Origin of the sequence: Rathayibacter sp. AY2B9 (assembly GCF_002931595.1) — a bacterium.
GTDB lineage: Bacteria > Actinomycetota > Actinomycetes > Actinomycetales > Microbacteriaceae > Rathayibacter.
On record NZ_PSUB01000002.1, the window covers coordinates 90,932 to 106,839 of the forward strand.

Genomic DNA, 15,908 nt, shown 5'->3' on the forward strand with positions numbered 1-15,908 from the left:
TGTCGAGACGACGGGAGGGGGTTCCTTCGTTGATGCGAGGGGTCAGTGACCCTCTTCGGCCAGCTTCTTGATGCCGTCCTGGACGATCTGCTCCGCCTCGGCGGCGTCGCCCCACGCGTCGACCTTGACCCACTTGCCGGGCTCGAGGTCCTTGTAGCGCTCGAAGAAGTGCTTGATCTCGTTCTTCGTCTGCTCCGGGACGTCGCCGATGTCCTGGATGTGCTGCCAGCGCGGGTCCTTCGCGGGGACCACGATCACCTTCGCGTCGGAGCCGGCCTCGTCGCTCATGTTGAGCACGCCGACCGGGCGGACGGAGACGCCCACGCCCGGGAAGACGGGGTACTCGAGCAGCACCAGCGCGTCGACGGGGTCGCCGTCGAGGCCGAGGGTGTTCTCGAAGTACCCGTAGTCCGTCGGGTAGACGAAGGAGGTGAAGAGCACGCGGTCGAGGTAGACGCGACCGGTCTCGTGGTCGACCTCGTACTTGTTGCGGCTCCCCTTGGGGATCTCGACGACGACGTCGTATGCGGCCATGCTCTCTCCTTGAGTCGGTGGCGCCGTGAGCGGCGCATCGGCGGACGGATCGGCCTCCGGAACGCTCGCGCGGGTGCGCGCGCGGGAGGGGCGGATCGCTGGCATTACGTTACTTGATGTGCCCGATCGCCCCCGCCTGACCCCCGCCGTCGCCGATCTGCGGCGGGCGGTGCGCGAGAGCCTCGACGGGCTCGACCCCGGAGCGCTCGTGCTGGTCGCGCTGAGCGGGGGAGCGGATTCGCTCGCGCTCGCGGCGGCGGTCGCCTTCGAGGCCCCGCGGGGCGGGAGGCGGGCCGGCGCGGTGATCGTCGACCACGGGCTGCAGGAGGCGTCGGCGGAGGTCGCGCGGCGGGCCGCGGAGCAGGCGCACGGGCTGGGGCTCGCGCCGGTGCTGCGCCAGGTGGTGACGGTGTCCGCCGAGGGCGGTCCGGAGGCGGCCGCCCGCAGCGCGCGCTACCGCGCCTTCGACGACGCGCTGACCGCGACGGGCGCCGCCGCGATCCTCCTGGGCCACACCCTCGACGACCAGGCCGAGACGGTGCTGCTGGGGCTCGCCCGCGGAGCCGGTGCGGCCTCGCTGCACGGGATGGCGCCGGTCAGCGGGCCGCTGCGTCGGCCGATTCTGGGCCTGCGGCGCGAGACGACCCGCCTCGCCTGCGCCGACCAGGGGCTCGTGCCGTGGGACGACCCGCACAACGACGACCCCCGCTACTCGCGGGTCCGGGTGCGGAACCGCGTGCTGCCCGTGCTGGAGGACGAGCTCGGGCCGGGAGTGGCGCAGGCCCTGGCGCGCACGGCCGAGCAGCTGCGGGAGGACGGGGACGCGCTCGACGCGCTCGCCCTCGACTGGGCGCTCGAGCTGGTGGGCCAGGACGAGGCGGGGCACGTCACGGTCGACGCGCGCGGGCTCGCCGCGGACCCGCCGGCGCTGCGGCAGCGGATCATCCGCCTGGTCGTGGCGAACGAGTTCGGAGTCGCGCTCTCGCGCTCGCAGACGCTGGCGGTCGCCGCGCTGGTCACCGACTGGCACGGCCAGAAGGGCGTCGACCTCCCCGGCGTCCTCGCCACCCGCCGCGGCACCACCCTCGTCTTCGCACCCGCAGCCCCCTGACCCTGTCCCCGCGACGCCGGTCCCCGCGCGACGCCCGGCCCCTCCCCGCGAGATGCCGCTCCGGCACGCGACTCGCCGACGGAGGTGTACGAGAGCGGCGTCTCGCGGAGGGGAGACGGGCGCCGGTCACCCGTAGAGTGGCCGGGTGGAAGCAGCCGACATCGCCGACGACATCACCGAGGTCCTCTACACCGAGGCCGAGATCCACGAGCGGATCCGCGCCCTGGCCCGCGCCATCGAGCGCGACTACGCGGGCGAGAACCTGCTCATCGTCGGGGTGCTGCGCGGCGCCGTGATGGTGATGGCCGATCTGGCCCGCGAGCTCAAGCTCGACATCGTCATGGACTGGATGGCCGTCTCGTCCTACGGGAGCGGCACCAAGTCCTCCGGCGTCGTGCGGATCCTGAAGGACCTCGACTCCGACATCACGAACCGCAAGGTGCTGATCGTCGAGGACATCATCGACTCCGGCCTCACGCTCTCGTGGCTGCAGGGCAACCTCCGCAGCCGCGGCGCCGAGTCCGTCGAGATCTGCGCGCTCTTCCGCAAGCCCGCGGCCGCCAAGGTCGAGGTCGACGTGGCCTACGTCGGCTTCGACATCCCGAACGAGTTCGTGATCGGCTACGGGCTCGACTACGCCGAGCGCTACCGCAACCTCCGCGATGTCGCCGTCCTCGCCCCGCACGTCTACGAGTAGCCCCTCGGACACCGCGCAGGAGAGCCTCGAGCGGCTCTTCGCGGTGCCGCTGCTGGGCTACCACATGAGCTACCCGACCTCGCTGCGGGCCGACCTCGAGTTCAACTACTGGTGGCTCGCGCACGCGATCGACGCGGCCGTCGACGCCTTCGAGCGCACGGGCGACGAGGCGCACCTGGAGCGTGCCCGGCGGATCCATCGCGCGATCCGCCTCCGCAACGGCGGGCGCCTGGTCAACGGCTACTTCGACGACATGATGTGGCTCGGTGGCGCGCTCGCCCGCCTCGGGGAGGCCTCGGGCGACCCGCGCTTCCTCGACCGGGCCGACCGCCTGTGGCGCTTCGCCGTCGCGAAGGGCTGGAACCTCCGCCACGGGGCGAGCCTCGCCTGGCGCCGCCGGCAGCTGGACTACAAGAACGCGCCCGCGAACGGCCCGTTCGCGATCCTCGGCGCGCGCCTGGAGCGGCTGCGGCCCGACGGCCGGGAGGAGCTCTCGCGCGCCGCCCTCGACTGGATGCACGTGCGCCTCCGCGACGACGACACCGGCTTCGTCGCCGACGGCATCGGCCGCGAGGGAGGTTCTGCGCGCGACGACTGGGCCTTCAGCTACAACTACGCCGTCTACATCGGCGCGGCGCTCGCCCTGCACCGCCTGCGGCCCGACCCCCGCCTGGTCGCCCACGCCTCCCGCACGGCCGAGGACCTGCTGGACCGGCTCGCCCCCGACGGCGTCTTCGTCGACCAGGGATCGGGGGACGGCGCCCTGTTCGGCGGCATCGCCTACCGGCACCTCGTCGACCTCGCCACGACGAGCGGAGTCGCGCCCGCGGTGGCGGCTCGCGTCCGCGGTTTCGTCACCGGCAGCGTCGCCGCGCTGCAGAGCTCGAGCGTCCGCCGCGGCGTGCTGCTGGCCGGGCCCCGGTGGGACGCGCCTCCGTCGCTGCCCGCCACGCTCTCGGCCGAGATCGGCGCCGTGCTCGCGCTGGAGGCGTCAGCGCGACTGGACCGGTCGCCGGTGCCGTCAGACTGACGGGGTGAAGGCACCCGAGAAGCGCACCGTCGCCGTCGTGATCAACCCGAGCAAGTTCGACGACGTCGGCGCCGCGGAGGACCTGGTCGCGACGATCGCGCGCCGCCACGGCTGGAACGAGCCGCTCTGGTTCGAGACCAGCCCGGGCGACTCCGGTGCCGCCGCGGCCCGCGCCGCGCTCGAGGCGGGCCCGGACCTGGTGTGCTCGATGGGAGGCGACGGCACCGTCCGCGCCGTCGCCACAGTGCTGCGGGGGACCGGCGTCCCCTACGGCCTGCTGCCCAGCGGCACGGGCAACCTCCTCGCGCGGAACCTCGGGATCCCGCTCGGCTCGCTGCCCGAGGCGGTCGAGATCGCCCTGCTCGGGCAGGACCGCGCCATCGACGTGGGCACGGCCGCGTTCGACGACGGCGAGGAGCGGGTGTTCATGGTGATGGGCGGGGTGGGCCTGGACGCCGAGATCATGGACAAGACGGACGAGGAGCTGAAGAAGCGGGTGGGCTGGGGCGCCTACTTCGCGGCGGGCGCGCCGGCGATGTTCAAGGCCGGATTCGAGGTGACCCTCACGATCGACGGCGCGGAGGAGCCTCCGCAGCGCTGCTTCATGGTGCTGGCCTGCAACTGCAGCTCCGTGGTGGCGAACATCGAGCTGGCCGCGGGCGCGGTGCTCGACGACGGCGACCTGGAGCTGGTGCTGCTGCGTCGGCGCTTCGGCCTCGCGCTGGATGTCGCGACCGGCAACCGCAACGGGCTCGCCTCCCTCCGGCAGTGGCCCGGCCGCGAGTTCTCGTTCGAGCTCGACCAGCCGGTGCTCGCCGAGCTGGACGGCGATCCGGTCGGCCGCACCCGCTCCGGGCGCTTCGGCGTGGATCCGGGCGCCCTCCTCGTGCGCCTGCCGGTGCCGACGCCCCGGAGCCCGGGACTGACTCCGCACGACTCGGTGATCGTCGACACGTCCGCCATCGCGACGCTGCTCCCGGAGCCGCCCTCCTCCTGACGCTTGCGCGCTCTTCTTTACGGTTGTAAGTTATCTGACGGACGTAAAGAAGGCGCTTCTCGCGCCGGGAAGAAGGACCCCGTGACCGATCCGCGGCTCACCCGCTCGCGCGAGCTCCTGCTCACCGCGATCACGACGGCCCTCGACCGCCCGGGCGACGACCAGCCCTCCATCACGGAGCTCTGCGGCGCCGCGGGCGTCAGCCGCCCCACGTTCTACCAGCACTTCGGCGATGTGCCGTCCCTGATCGAGGCCGCCGCGGTGGAGCGGATGCACGCGCTGTTCGGCGACGTCGCTCCCGGCACCGCCCCCGCCGACTGGGAGGGCGCGGTCCCCCGCATCGTCCGCGGGCTCCTCGAGGGCCTGCTCGTGCACGCCGACTTCTACCGCCGCGTGCTGAGCGGAGGCACGGCCCGCGCCGTGCAGGAGTCGGTCGTCGCGTTCCTCGCGCAGCGGCTCCTCGCCTTCTCGCCCCTCGCCGAGCGCGGATCGGGCGGCGGCGACCACGCCCGCGTCGAGCGCTTCGCCGTCCTCCTCGCCGCCGGCACCACCTGGCTGGTCGTCGGCTGGCTCCTCGACGGCGACGCCCGCCGTCCCGTGGCCTCGGCCTCCGCCGACATCGCCGAGCTCCTCGTCACCGGAGTCGCCTCGCCGCGGCTCGCCGCCCTGCACTCCACGAAGTAGAAGGACCATGACCACCTCCCCGCTCCGCCGCGCCCTGCGCGCCGTGAACCCGCGCCTCGTCGTCGTCTTCGCCGCGATCGCGCTCATCCCGCTGATCTACGCGGGACTGCTGACCTCGGCCAACCTCGATCCCACGCACCACCTCGACACGGTGCCCGCCGCGATCGTCAACGAGGACACCGGCGCGACCGCCTCGGACGGCTCCGCGCTCGCCCTCGGCGACGACCTGACCGAGCAGCTCACCACCGACACGTCCGGCTCGGACTTCGCCTGGACGGCGACCGGTGCCGACGAGGCGTCCCACGAGCTCGCCTCCGGCGACGTCCTCGCCGTGCTGACGGTGCCGGCCGGCTTCTCGGCCGACGTCGCCTCCGTCGGCGGCGACGACCCCGCCGCGGCCGTGCAGGCGAAGCTGTCGATCGAGACGAACGACGCGGCCAACCTGATCGTCGGCAACATCGCCTCCACCATCGGCACCACCGTGACGAAGACGCTGGAGGAGAAGGTCGGCGCGACCTACCTCGAGAACGTCTACCTCGGCTTCACCGATGTGCACTCGAGCCTCGAGCAGGCGGCCGACGGCGCCGCTCAGCTGGCGGACGGCGCCGGGACCGCCGCGTCCGGCTCCTCCGAGCTGGTCGTCGGGCTCGCGCAGCTGCAGGACGGCACCGCGCAGCTGGCGACCGGCGCCGACTCCCTCCGCTCGGGCGCGGGGAGCGCGGCCTCCGGAGCGTCCGACCTCTCGTCGGGACTCCAGCGGATCGCGAGCGGGACCGGGCAGCTGCCCGACCAGGCGGCGGCGCTCGACACGGGAGCCCGCACGGTCGCCGACGGCGCCCAGCAGCTCGACGGCGGAGCGGCGTCGCTCGCCTCGGGCGCCGCCGACCTCGCCGCGGGGACGTCGACCCTGAAGGACGGCGCGGCCTCGGCGGCGTCCGGCGCCGAGGCGCTGGCCACCGGGTCCGCCTCCCTCTCCGACGGAGCGGGGAAGGCCCTCGCAGGAGCCCAGCAGCTCGCGACCGGCGCGGGAGCGCTCGCGACCGCCACTCCGCAACTCGCCACCGGGGCGACCGGCGTCGACTCCGGCCTCGCCTCCCTGCTCTCGCGGTACGACTCGCTGTCCGACGCCCAGCGCGTGGCCGAGCTGACCGCCCTCGAGCAGGGTGCGGCCGCCCTCGCGGGCGGAGCCGCCTCGGCGGACGCGGGCGCGCAGACGCTCGCCTCCGGTGCGACCGCGCTCGTCGGCGACGACGGCAGCGGACTGACGGCGCTCGCCGCCGGTGCCGCCACGGTCTCGGGCGGAGCCGCCGACCTCGCGACCGGCACCGCCGCTCTGTCCACCGGGGCGACCTCCGCCGCAGACGGCGCCCAGAAGCTGCAGACCGGTGCGCAGGCCCTCGCCCAGGGAGCTGCGACCCTCGACAGCGGAGCCGCGCAGGTCGCCGGCGGAGTGGACACCCTCTCCGGCGCGGTCGGCCCGCTCACCAGCGGAATCGCCTCCGCGGCCGCCGGCGCCTCCGACCTCGCCTCCGGGACGGCCGCCCTCGCGACGGGCGCCTCGGACCTCGCGGACGGCGCCGAGACCGCCGCGACCGGCTCGGCCGACGCGGCCACCGGTTCGCAGGACCTCGCCGACGGGATCGACTCGCTCGCCTCCGGATCGCGCACCCTCGACACGAAGCTCTCGGACGGCGCGGACGACGTGCCCACCTACACCGGTGAGCAGGCGCAGGAGCTCAGCACCGTCGCGGCCGCCCCGGTCGGGATCGACGCCGAGCGGATGAACCGCGTGCCGTCCTACGGCTACGGCCTCGCCCCCTACTTCATGGCGCTCGCGCTCTGGGTCGGCGCGCTCGCCTTCTACCTGATGAGCGCCCCGCTCAGCTCCCGCCTCCTCGCCGCGCGCCGTCCCGCCTGGGTCATCGCGCTGCGCAGCTACCTGCCCGGCGCGCTGATGGCGGTCGCCCAGGGCGTCCTGGCCGCGCTCGTCATCCGCTTCGGAGTGGGCGTCGAGGCGTCGAACCTGCCCGGGCTGATCGGGATCGCCGTGCTCACGAGCCTCACCTTCGTGGCGATCAACCAGGCGCTGATCGCGCTGCTGGACGCCCCGGGCCGGTTCCTGGCGCTGCTGATGATCGTGCTGCAGCTGTCCTCGGCCGGAGGCACCTACCCGGTCGAGACCGCTCCCGCCTTCTTCCAGGCGATCCACGGCGTGCTGCCGCTGACCTGGACGGTGGAGGCGTTCCGCTCGCTGATCGCCGGCGGCAGCATCGGAGTCGCGCACGCGGTCCTGGTGCTCGTGCTCTGGCTGGTCGGGGCGCTCGCCGTGACCGTGCTGGCCGCCGCCCGCCGCCGCCGCGGCCTCGTGCCCGCCCTCCGCGACCCGGAGCCCCTCCTCGAGTCGGCCTGACCCGGGCTGTGCGGGCCCGGTCCGTCCGCGTCTGCCGCCCCTTCTCGCGGCGGCCCCGCCCGGACACCTTCGCCCCCTCCGAGACCGCAGTAGTCGTCGCTGTCGAGCTCGAGTGCGACAACTCCTGCGCTCTCGCGGCGCGCCCGCTCGGACACCTTCGCCTCCTTCCCGAGACCGCAGTAGTTGTCGCTGTCGAGCTCGAGTGCGACAACTCCTGCGTTCTCGCGGCGCGTCCCTACCGCCGAAGCGCCGATCCCCGCGACCTCCACCCGCAAGGCAGAGGACGCGGACCGGGAAACGCGTGCCAGCGTTTCCCGGCAGTCCGACGCACCCCGCTCTGCGGAACGCACCATCTCGCGAAGCCGACCGCGCGCGGGGATGCGGCCCGCCGCATCCCCGCCGGACGGTGCCGACGCGTGTCAGCGTTTCCCGGCAGTCCGACGAGACCCGCTCTGCGGAACGCACCATCTCGTGAAGCCGACCGCGCGCGGGGATGCCGCCCGCCGCATCCCCGCCGGACAACACAGCCCGCGGCCGTTCGGCCCACGGCGAACGCGTGGGCGGCGCTCAGAGTGCGGGAGGTAGCCTGGCAGGCACAATCTCCTCGTCAGAAAGGCGCCGGGTGTCGCACCCGCAACAAGCATGAACGTGAAGCGCATCTTCCGGGGTCCCATCCTCTACGTCGTCCTGGCGATCGTCGCGGTGTGGATCGGCTCCTCGCTGATCACCATGTCCGGCTTCCGGCCGGTCACGACGCAGGAGGGTCTCGACCTCCTGAAGGACGGCAAGGTCGACTCGGCGAAGATCGTGGACGGCGAGCAGCGCGTCGACCTCACGCTCAAGCAGGCCGACGGCGACAACGGCACGCAGGTGCAGTTCTACTACGTGGCACCTCGCGGCGCGGAGGTCGTCGACGCGGTGTCCGCGGCCGATCTCGGCAGCACCGGCTACAACGACGAGGTCCCGCAGACCAACTGGTTCCTCTCGGCTCTCGGCTTCCTGCTCCCCATCCTGCTGATCGGCGCGTTCTTCTGGCTGATGCTCTCGGGCATGCAGGGCGGCGGCAACCGCGTCATGCAGTTCGGCAAGTCGAAGGCGAAGCTCGTCTCGAAGGAGTCGCCCAAGGTCACGTTCGGCGATGTCGCCGGCGCCGACGAGGCGATCGAGGAGCTGCACGAGATCAAGGAGTTCCTCAAGGAGCCCGCGAAGTTCCAGGCCGTCGGCGCCCGCATCCCGAAGGGCGTCCTGCTCTACGGCCCTCCCGGCACCGGCAAGACCCTGCTGGCGCGCGCGGTCGCGGGCGAGGCGGGCGTCCCCTTCTACTCCATCTCCGGATCGGACTTCGTCGAGATGTTCGTCGGCGTCGGCGCGAGCCGTGTCCGCGATCTCTTCCAGCAGGCGAAGGAGAACTCGCCGGCCATCATCTTCGTCGACGAGATCGACGCCGTCGGCCGCCACCGCGGCGCCGGCATGGGCGGCGGTCACGACGAGCGCGAGCAGACCCTCAACCAGCTGCTGGTCGAGATGGACGGCTTCGACGTCAAGACGAACGTCATCCTGATCGCGGCGACGAACCGCCCCGACATCCTCGACCCCGCGCTGCTGCGTCCGGGCCGCTTCGACCGCCAGATCGGCGTCGACGCCCCCGACCTGCTCGGCCGCAAGCGGATCCTCGAGGTCCACGGCCGCGGCAAGCCGCTCGCCGGCGGAGTCGACCTCGAGGTCGTCGCCCGCAAGACCCCGGGCTTCACCGGCGCCGACCTGGCCAACGTCCTCAACGAGGCCGCGCTGCTCACAGCCCGCTCCAACGCGCAGCTGATCGACAACCGTGCGCTCGACGAGGCGATCGACCGCGTCATCGCGGGGCCGCAGCGCCGCACGCGGGTCATGCGCGACAAGGAGAAGCTGATCACCGCCTACCACGAGGGCGGACACGCTCTGGCGGCGGCGGCGATGCGCCACACCGACCCCGTGACCAAGGTCACGATCCTTCCGCGCGGTCGTGCCCTCGGCTACACGATGGTGCTCCCGCTGGAGGACAAGTACTCCACGACCCGCAACGAGCTCCTCGACCAGCTCACGTACGCGATGGGCGGCCGCGTCGCGGAGGAGATCGTCTTCCACGACCCCACCACCGGAGCGTCGAACGACATCGAGAAGGCGACCTCCATCGCCCGCAAGATGGTCACCGACTACGGCATGTCCGCGAACGTCGGAGCGGTCAAGCTCGGCCAGTCGTCGGGCGAGATGTTCCTCGGCCGCGACATGGGCCACCAGCGCGACTACTCCGAGCAGATCGCCGAGACGGTCGACGCCGAGACGCGCCAGCTCATCGAGCAGGCGCACGACGAGGCGTGGCAGGTCATCAACGACAACCGCGACATCCTCGACCGCCTCGCGATGGAGCTGCTCGAGAAGGAGACGCTCGACCACGACCAGCTGGCCGAGATCTTCAAGGACGTCCGCCGCATCGACGAGCGCCCGCAGTGGCTCTCGAGCGACAAGCGCCCCCTGTCCGACCTGCCGCCCATCGCGGTCCCGGTCGCCAAGGCGCCGATCGACTCGGGTGCGACCGACGGGGGAGTCTCCTCCGCCGGTGCCGACGAGGTCGCGCCGAAGCGCCCGCCGCTGATCAACCCGCGCCCCGCGACGGCGTAGCGCGCGCGTGCCCGTCGACAAGGCGCGCATCGAGGCGGCCGTCGCCGAGATCCTCGCGGCCATCGGGGACGACCCGGGCCGCGAGGGACTCCTCGACACGCCGCGGCGGTTCGCCGAGGCGTACGAGGAGTTCTTCGGCGGGTTCGACGACGACGCCGCGGCCCAGCTGACCGAGACGTTCGCGGTGGTGGAGGGCGGCCAGGAGTCGCCGCTCGACCAGACGGTGGTCGTGCGCGACCTCGCCTTCCGCTCCGTCTGCGAGCACCACCTCCTGCCGTTCCTCGGCGTCGCGCACATCGCCTACCGGCCGCGCGAGCGGGTCGTCGGCCTCGGCCGGCTGCCGCGCGTGGTCGAGACGGTCGCGTCGCGACCGCAGATCCAGGAGCGGATGACCGAGCAGATCGCCGACGCGCTCGAGCAGGGCCTCGCTCCCGAGGGAGTGCTCGTCGTGGTCGACGCCGAGCACGGCTGCGTGCGGATGCGCGGGCCGCGCCAGACCGCGAGCTCGACCGTGACGGTCGCCGCCCGCGGCTCCCTCGCCGACCCGGCCGCCCGCGCCGAGATCATCGCGCTGATCGGCGCCGCGCGGGGGGAGTGACGTGGCCACCACCGTCGCCGACCTCACGCCGACCGGCCGCGCCGCGCTCCTCGGGATCCTCAACGTCACTCCGGACTCGTTCAGCGACGGCGGACGCTGGCTGTCCGTCGACGACGCCGTCCGCCACGGCCTCGACCTGACCCGGCCCGCCGGGGACGGACCCGCCGCGTTCGGCGCGGACCTGGTCGACGTCGGCGGAGAGAGCACCCGCCCCGGTGCGGCCCGCGTCGACTCCGCCGCCGAGCAGGGCCGCGTGCTGCCCGTCGTCCGCGCCCTCGCCGCGGAGGGGGTGCGCGTCAGCATCGACACGATGAGCGCCGCCACGGCGGAGGCCGCTCTGGACGCGGGCGCCGTCGTCGTCAACGACGTCTCCGGCGGCCTCGCCGATCCGCGGATGCTCCAGCTCGTCGCCGAGCGCGGCGCAGTGTACATCGCGATGCACTGGCGCGGGCACAGCGCGGGCATGACCGCTCTCGCCTCCTACGGCGACGTGGTGGCGGACGTCCGCGGCGAGCTCGAGCGCCGCGTCGACGCCGCCCGTGAGGCCGGGATCCGGGACGACCGCCTCCTGCTCGACCCGGGCCTCGGCTTCGCGAAGGTCGGCGCGCACGACTGGGCGCTGCTGGCCGGGCTCGACGCGATCGTCTCGCTGGGCTTCCCGGTCCTGGTCGGCCACTCGCGCAAGCGGTTCCTCGCTCCGTTCGCCCCCGCCGGCGCCCCGGCCGCCGAGCGCGACGAGGTCTCCGCCATGCTGAGCCTCGTCGCCGCCGAGCACGGCGCCTGGGGCGTCCGGGTCCACGACGTCCGCTCGTCCGCCCGCGCCCTGGCCCTCGCCGCCCGACTCCAGGAGGAGACCCCGTGACCGCGATCGACCCCGCCGCCCTGGCCGTGCGCGACTCCATCACCCTCACCGGGCTGCGCGTGCGCGCGCACCACGGCGTCTTCGACTTCGAGCGCGAGAACGGCCAGGACTTCGTGATCGACGCGACGGTCTGGCTCGACACCGCGCCGGCGGCCGAGGGCGACGCGCTGGCCGAGACGGTGCACTACGGCGAGCTCGCGATCGCCCTGGCCGACGCGGTGACCCGCGACCCGGTCGACCTCATCGAGACCCTGGCCGAGCGCCTCGCCCGGGTGGCACTGGGCTTCGCCGCCGCCGACGTCGTCCGCATCACCGTCCACAAGCCGGACGCGCCGATCCCGCTGCCGTTCGAGGACGTGGCCGTGCAGATCACGAGGACCCGCTCGTGAGGCCGCGGCAGGAGCGCGTCCGCCCGGTGCGCCACGTCGTGCTCGCGCTCGGCAGCAACCTCGGCGACCGCCTGGCGCACCTCGAGGAGGCGCTGCGGGCCCTCGCCACGACGCCGGGCCTGCGCATCGAGGCGGTGTCCAAGGTCGTCGAGTCGCCCGCGTGGAAGCCCGAGGGCGTCGACGCGGACGCGCCCGGGTACCTCAACGCGGTCGTGACCGGCTCGACCGTCCTCGAGCCCGACGACCTGCTCGCGGCGACGGCGGCGATCGAATCGGCCGGCGGCCGGATCCGCGGCGAGGGCGAGGAGCGCTGGGGCGACCGGACCCTCGACATCGACGTGATCGCGGTCGGCGGCGTGCTCCGCGACGACGCGCACCTGACCCTCCCGCACCCGCGGGCCGCCGAGCGGGCGTTCGTGCTCGAGCCGTGGCTCGACGCCGAGCCGGCGGCGGTCCTTCCCGGAGCCGGACCCGTGGCCGAGCTGCGCGCACGGGCGACCGACCGCGTGACCGACCACCCGGCCGGGTTGACCTGGCCGGGGCGCGACTCCGCCCGCGGCACCACCGCCGACCCCGAGAGCAGGACCCCATGAGGCGCACCCGCATCAGCACCCTGCTCGGACTCGGCCTCGCCGGGGCCGTCGCGGGGTTCCTCCTCGACCTCGCGATCGCCGCCGCCGGCCGCCCCGTGCTCATCCCGCCGCTGACGGTTCCGCTGACCCTGATCGTGGTCGCGGCCCTCGTGCTCGGCTTCGCCGTCCCGATCCACCGCGCCACGAAGGGCACGCTGCGCCGGCCCATCGATCCGTTCCGGGCGATGCGCGTCGTGGTACTGGCGAAGGCGTCCAGCCACGTCGGTGCTCTGCTGCTCGGAGCCTCCGGCGGCATCCTGGTGTACCTGCTGAGCCGTGCGATCCCTTCGCTAGGCTCCGTGTGGCAGGACGTCGCGACCATCGTGGGTGCGCTCGTCCTGCTGGTGGCCGGCCTGGTCGCCGAGCACCTGTGCACCATCCCGCCGAGCGACGACGACGACAGCGCCGTCGGCGAGGTGAACCACGCCTGACGCCGACGCCCGGATCGCCGCGGGCAGTGAGGACGACGCCATGCCCGCCGAGCCCGAGGACGCGTCGCCGACGACCCGCCGCGACGCGAGGGGACGCCGGCGGGACCGCCTCGACATCACGGGGGAGTGGCGCCGCGTCTCGCCCCGGTACGTCGCGGTCGAGATCGTGTCGGCCGTCGTGTCGAGCGTGATGCTGCTCGCCGTGCCCGTGGTGCTGATGCTGATCGGCCTGCCGTGGGGCTGGATCCCGCTGGCCGCCGCGGCCGCCCTCGCGGTGACCCTCCTGATCGTGGCCCCGCGCCGTGCGCGCGCCTACGGCTACCTCCTGCGCCAGGACGACCTCCTCTTCCGCCGCGGCATCATGTTCCAGCGCTTCGTGTCGGTGCCGTACGGGCGGATGCAGCTCATCGACGTCAACCGCGGGCCGCTCGCCCGGGCGCTCGGCCTCGCCGACCTCCGCTTCGTCACCGCCGCCGCGGCGACCGGCGTCAGCATCCCGGGCCTGGCCGAGCAGGACGCGGAGGAGCTCCGCGACCGCCTGGTCGAGCTCGCCGAGTCGCGCCGGGCCGGCCTGTGACCGAGCTCCGCGCCGTCGAGACGGACCTCGCCGACGGGGAGTGGCACCGCCTCCATCCCGCGACCCCGGTCCTCAAGGGCGGGATCGGCCTGCTGGTCGTCCTCGGCATCGTGATCACGAACCTCCGCGAGCGCCTGGTCGAGCTGTTCCTGCCCGGGCCGGAGGGGTTCGAGAGTGGCGATCCGGTCGACGAGCTGCTGCGCCGCGGTCTCGTCGGCTGGGCGCTGCTGGCGGTCGCGGTGGGCCTGGCGGTCGCCGTCTTCGCGTTCTGGCTGTCCTGGCGGATGCACACCTTCCGCATCACGGACGAGCTCGTCGAGGTGCGCTCCGGCGTGCTCTTCCGGACCAACCGGCGGGCGCGGCTGGACCGCATCCAGGGCATCGCGGTGCAGCGTCCGCTGTTCGCGCGGCTGTTCGGAGCCGCGAAGCTCGAGGTGAGCGTGGCCGGGCAGGACGCGAACGTCCAGCTGTCGTACCTCGGGTCGCGCTTGGTTGACGCCCTGCGCCGCGACATCCTGCGGCTCGCGTCCGGGGTGCGCGAGCGGGAGGCGACGGTCGACGGTGCGGCTCCGGCGGGCGGGTTCCTGGCGCGCCGGCTGGAGGAGTTCGGCGAGCCTCAGGACGAGACGCCGCCCGAGTCGGTCGTCTCGATCCCGCCGGGCCGGCTCCTCGGCTCGCTCGTCTTCAGCGGCTTCACGCTGTTCCTGGCCGCCTCGGTCGTCGCCGTGGTGTTCGTCGCCGTCTACGGCTCGCCCTACGTGCTCTTCGCGATCCTGCCGGGCCTGATCGGCTCGGGCAGCTACTACGTCCGCCAGTTCGTGCGCTCGCTCCGGTACTCGATCGCCGCGACGCCCGACGGCGTGCGGGTCGGCTACGGCGTGCTCTCGACCAGCAGCGACACGATCCCGCCCGGCCGGATCCACGCCGTCGAGATCACGCAGCCGCTGCTCTGGCGCCCCTTCGGCTGGTGGCAGGTGCGGATCGACCGCGCCGGCCACGCGGCCTCCCGCGGGGCGAACGGCGAGCCGAACACCACGATCCTGCCCGTGGGCGACCTCGCCGCCGTCGAGCGCGTCCTCGCCCTCCTGCTGCCCGGACCGGCCGAGGGAGCGGAGTCGACGCCCGTCGGAGACGCGCTTCGGCACCGCGACGCGGCCGGCTTCACCCGGGCGCCGCGCTCGGCGGTGTGGCTCCGCCCCTTCTCGTTCCGGAGGACCGGGTACCGGCTGACGGACGAGGTCGCGATCCTGCGCAGCGGAGCGGTCTGGCGGCGGGTCGCCGTGGTGCCCCTGGCGCGGATGCAGAGCGTCGGGGTCCAGCAGGGACCGCTCCAGCGCCTGCTCGGGCTGGCCTCGGCGCGCGTGCACACGGTGGCCGGCCCCGTCACTCCGCTCGTGCCGGTGATGAGCGCAGCCGACGGACTCGCCTTCTTCGAGAGCCTCGCGACGGCCGGAGTGCGGGCCGCCGACCGCGACGCGAGCCACCAGTGGGGGCGGCGGGCGGCCGCACCCGCCCTGCCCGACTGGCCCGCTCCGGAGGGGGAACCGCATGCCTGAGAACCGCCGCGACGGACGCCTGGGCGTCGGCGTGATCGGTGCCGGACGCGTGGGCCCGGTGCTCGGTGCCGCGCTCGCCGGGGCCGGCCACGCCGTGATCGGTATCGCCACCACCAGCGAGAGCGGCCGCGAGCGCGCCGACGCGCTGCTCCCCGGAGTCCCCGTGCTCGCGATCCCCGAGCTCGTCGAGCGCAGCGAGCTGGTGATCGTCGCCGTCCCCGGGAGCGAGATCGCCGCCCTGGTCGCGGGGCTCGCCGCGACCGGAGCGTGGCAGCCCGGCCAGCTGGTGCTGCACACGGCACCCGAGCACGGCTACGGGGTGCTCGCTCCGGCGCTCGCCTCCGGGGTCATCCCCCTGGCAGTCCACCCGGCGATGGCCTTCAGCGGCACCAGCCTCGACCTGGCGCGCCTCTCCGAGACCTACTTCGCCGTGTCGGCGCCGGGCCCGGTGCTGCCGATCGCGCAGGCGCTGGTGGTCGAGATGGGCGGGGAGCCGGTCACCGTGGCGGAGTCGGACCGCGCCGCCTACGCGGAGGCCGTCTCGACCGCCACGACCTTCTCGACCGCGATCGTCGACCAGGCGGCGGGCCTGCTGGCGGGCATCGGCGTCGAGAAGCCGGGCTTCTTCCTCTCCAGCCTCGTCCGCTCCTCCGTCGACGACGCCCTGCGCCGCGCGGCGGGCTGACGCGCGGTGCCGCTCGTGACGCCGCTCCCCGGGTGGGACGCCGCTCGGGAGGCGGTG

At 73.9% G+C, this 15,908-nt stretch carries 16 protein-coding genes; 15 read left to right on the forward strand and 1 reads right to left on the reverse strand.

Annotated features, from left to right (window positions below; genetic code table 11):
* Window positions 1-42: 42 nt before the first annotated feature.
* Window positions 43-534, reverse strand: coding sequence for an inorganic diphosphatase (gene ppa / locus C5C25_RS03075; protein WP_068255683.1), 492 nt, complete (start codon window positions 532-534; stop codon window positions 43-45).
* Between the two features lie 118 nt (window positions 535-652).
* Between ppa and tilS the strand changes: the two genes are divergently transcribed.
* The 15 genes from tilS to C5C25_RS03150 all read left to right on the forward strand — a co-directional run bounded on the left by tilS (window position 653) and on the right by C5C25_RS03150 (window position 15,851).
* Window positions 653-1,645 (forward strand): tRNA lysidine(34) synthetase TilS, encoded by a 993-nt coding sequence (gene tilS / locus C5C25_RS03080; RefSeq protein WP_104249697.1) that lies wholly within the window; start codon window positions 653-655, stop codon window positions 1,643-1,645.
* A 145-nt stretch (window positions 1,646-1,790) separates the two neighbouring features.
* Complete coding sequence (hpt, locus tag C5C25_RS03085; protein ID WP_104238400.1) at window positions 1,791-2,342, forward strand: hypoxanthine phosphoribosyltransferase; 552 nt, start codon at window positions 1,791-1,793, stop codon at window positions 2,340-2,342.
* The gene (locus C5C25_RS03090) at window positions 2,308-3,372 is read left to right on the forward strand and encodes a glycoside hydrolase family 76 protein (RefSeq protein WP_104249698.1); all 1,065 of its coding nucleotides are present in this window, start codon (window positions 2,308-2,310) and stop codon (window positions 3,370-3,372) included. The genes hpt and C5C25_RS03090 overlap by 35 nt, the downstream gene beginning before the upstream one ends.
* A 4-nt stretch (window positions 3,373-3,376) precedes the next feature.
* Window positions 3,377-4,369 carry a diacylglycerol kinase family protein gene (locus C5C25_RS03095; protein WP_104234307.1) on the forward strand — a complete coding sequence of 331 codons (993 nt, stop codon included), beginning with the start codon at window positions 3,377-3,379 and terminating at the stop codon, window positions 4,367-4,369.
* A gap of 81 nt (window positions 4,370-4,450) precedes the next feature.
* Window positions 4,451-5,053, forward strand: a complete 603-nt coding sequence (locus C5C25_RS03100) for a TetR/AcrR family transcriptional regulator (RefSeq protein WP_104226013.1) — start codon at window positions 4,451-4,453, stop codon at window positions 5,051-5,053.
* Between the two features lie 7 nt (window positions 5,054-5,060).
* Window positions 5,061-7,463 (forward strand): YhgE/Pip domain-containing protein, encoded by a 2,403-nt coding sequence (locus C5C25_RS03105; RefSeq protein ID WP_104249699.1) that lies wholly within the window; start codon window positions 5,061-5,063, stop codon window positions 7,461-7,463.
* Between the two features lie 642 nt (window positions 7,464-8,105).
* Window positions 8,106-10,121 carry an ATP-dependent zinc metalloprotease FtsH gene (gene ftsH / locus C5C25_RS03110; protein WP_104224104.1) on the forward strand — a complete coding sequence of 672 codons (2,016 nt, stop codon included), beginning with the start codon at window positions 8,106-8,108 and terminating at the stop codon, window positions 10,119-10,121.
* A gap of 7 nt (window positions 10,122-10,128) precedes the next feature.
* Entirely contained in the window at window positions 10,129-10,719 is a 591-nt protein-coding gene (gene folE / locus C5C25_RS03115) for a GTP cyclohydrolase I FolE (protein WP_104249700.1), read from the forward strand.
* 1 nt (window position 10,720) lies between these two features.
* Window positions 10,721-11,581 (forward strand): dihydropteroate synthase, encoded by an 861-nt coding sequence (gene folP / locus C5C25_RS03120; RefSeq protein WP_104249701.1) that lies wholly within the window; start codon window positions 10,721-10,723, stop codon window positions 11,579-11,581.
* Window positions 11,578-11,970 carry a dihydroneopterin aldolase gene (gene folB, locus C5C25_RS03125; RefSeq protein ID WP_104347803.1) on the forward strand — a complete coding sequence of 131 codons (393 nt, stop codon included), beginning with the start codon at window positions 11,578-11,580 and terminating at the stop codon, window positions 11,968-11,970. The genes folP and folB overlap by 4 nt, the downstream gene beginning before the upstream one ends.
* Window positions 11,967-12,563, forward strand: a complete 597-nt coding sequence (gene folK / locus C5C25_RS03130) for a 2-amino-4-hydroxy-6-hydroxymethyldihydropteridine diphosphokinase (protein ID WP_104249702.1) — start codon at window positions 11,967-11,969, stop codon at window positions 12,561-12,563. The genes folB and folK overlap by 4 nt, the downstream gene beginning before the upstream one ends.
* The gene (locus tag C5C25_RS03135; RefSeq protein ID WP_104238407.1) at window positions 12,560-13,033 is read left to right on the forward strand and encodes a DUF3180 domain-containing protein; all 474 of its coding nucleotides are present in this window, start codon (window positions 12,560-12,562) and stop codon (window positions 13,031-13,033) included. The genes folK and C5C25_RS03135 overlap by 4 nt, the downstream gene beginning before the upstream one ends.
* Window positions 13,034-13,073: 40 nt before the next feature.
* A complete protein-coding gene (locus C5C25_RS03140) occupies window positions 13,074-13,610 on the forward strand; it encodes a PH domain-containing protein (protein ID WP_104249703.1) in 537 nt (178 codons plus the stop codon).
* Window positions 13,607-15,166 (forward strand): PH domain-containing protein, encoded by a 1,560-nt coding sequence (locus C5C25_RS03145; RefSeq protein ID WP_104238409.1) that lies wholly within the window; start codon window positions 13,607-13,609, stop codon window positions 15,164-15,166. Before C5C25_RS03140 ends, C5C25_RS03145 begins: the two co-directional genes overlap by 4 nt.
* Entirely contained in the window at window positions 15,159-15,851 is a 693-nt protein-coding gene (locus C5C25_RS03150; RefSeq protein WP_104249704.1) for a Rossmann-like and DUF2520 domain-containing protein, read from the forward strand. Before C5C25_RS03145 ends, C5C25_RS03150 begins: the two co-directional genes overlap by 8 nt.
* The last annotated feature ends 57 nt before the right edge of the window (window positions 15,852-15,908 follow it).

Bases quoted from the DNA above. Each gene is read 5' to 3' on its own strand.
- ppa (WP_068255683.1), bottom strand. From the start codon at position 534: ATGGCCGCATACGACGTCGTCGTCGAGATCCCCAAGGGGAGCCGCAAC.
- C5C25_RS03090 (WP_104249698.1), top strand. From the start codon at position 2,308: ATGTCGCCGTCCTCGCCCCGCACGTCTACGAGTAGCCCCTCGGACACC.
- C5C25_RS03105 (WP_104249699.1), top strand. From the start codon at position 5,061: ATGACCACCTCCCCGCTCCGCCGCGCCCTGCGCGCCGTGAACCCGCGC.
- ftsH (WP_104224104.1), top strand. From the start codon at position 8,106: ATGAACGTGAAGCGCATCTTCCGGGGTCCCATCCTCTACGTCGTCCTG.
- C5C25_RS03135 (WP_104238407.1), top strand. From the start codon at position 12,560: ATGAGGCGCACCCGCATCAGCACCCTGCTCGGACTCGGCCTCGCCGGG.
- C5C25_RS03140 (WP_104249703.1), top strand. From the start codon at position 13,074: ATGCCCGCCGAGCCCGAGGACGCGTCGCCGACGACCCGCCGCGACGCG.
- C5C25_RS03150 (WP_104249704.1), top strand. From the start codon at position 15,159: ATGCCTGAGAACCGCCGCGACGGACGCCTGGGCGTCGGCGTGATCGGT.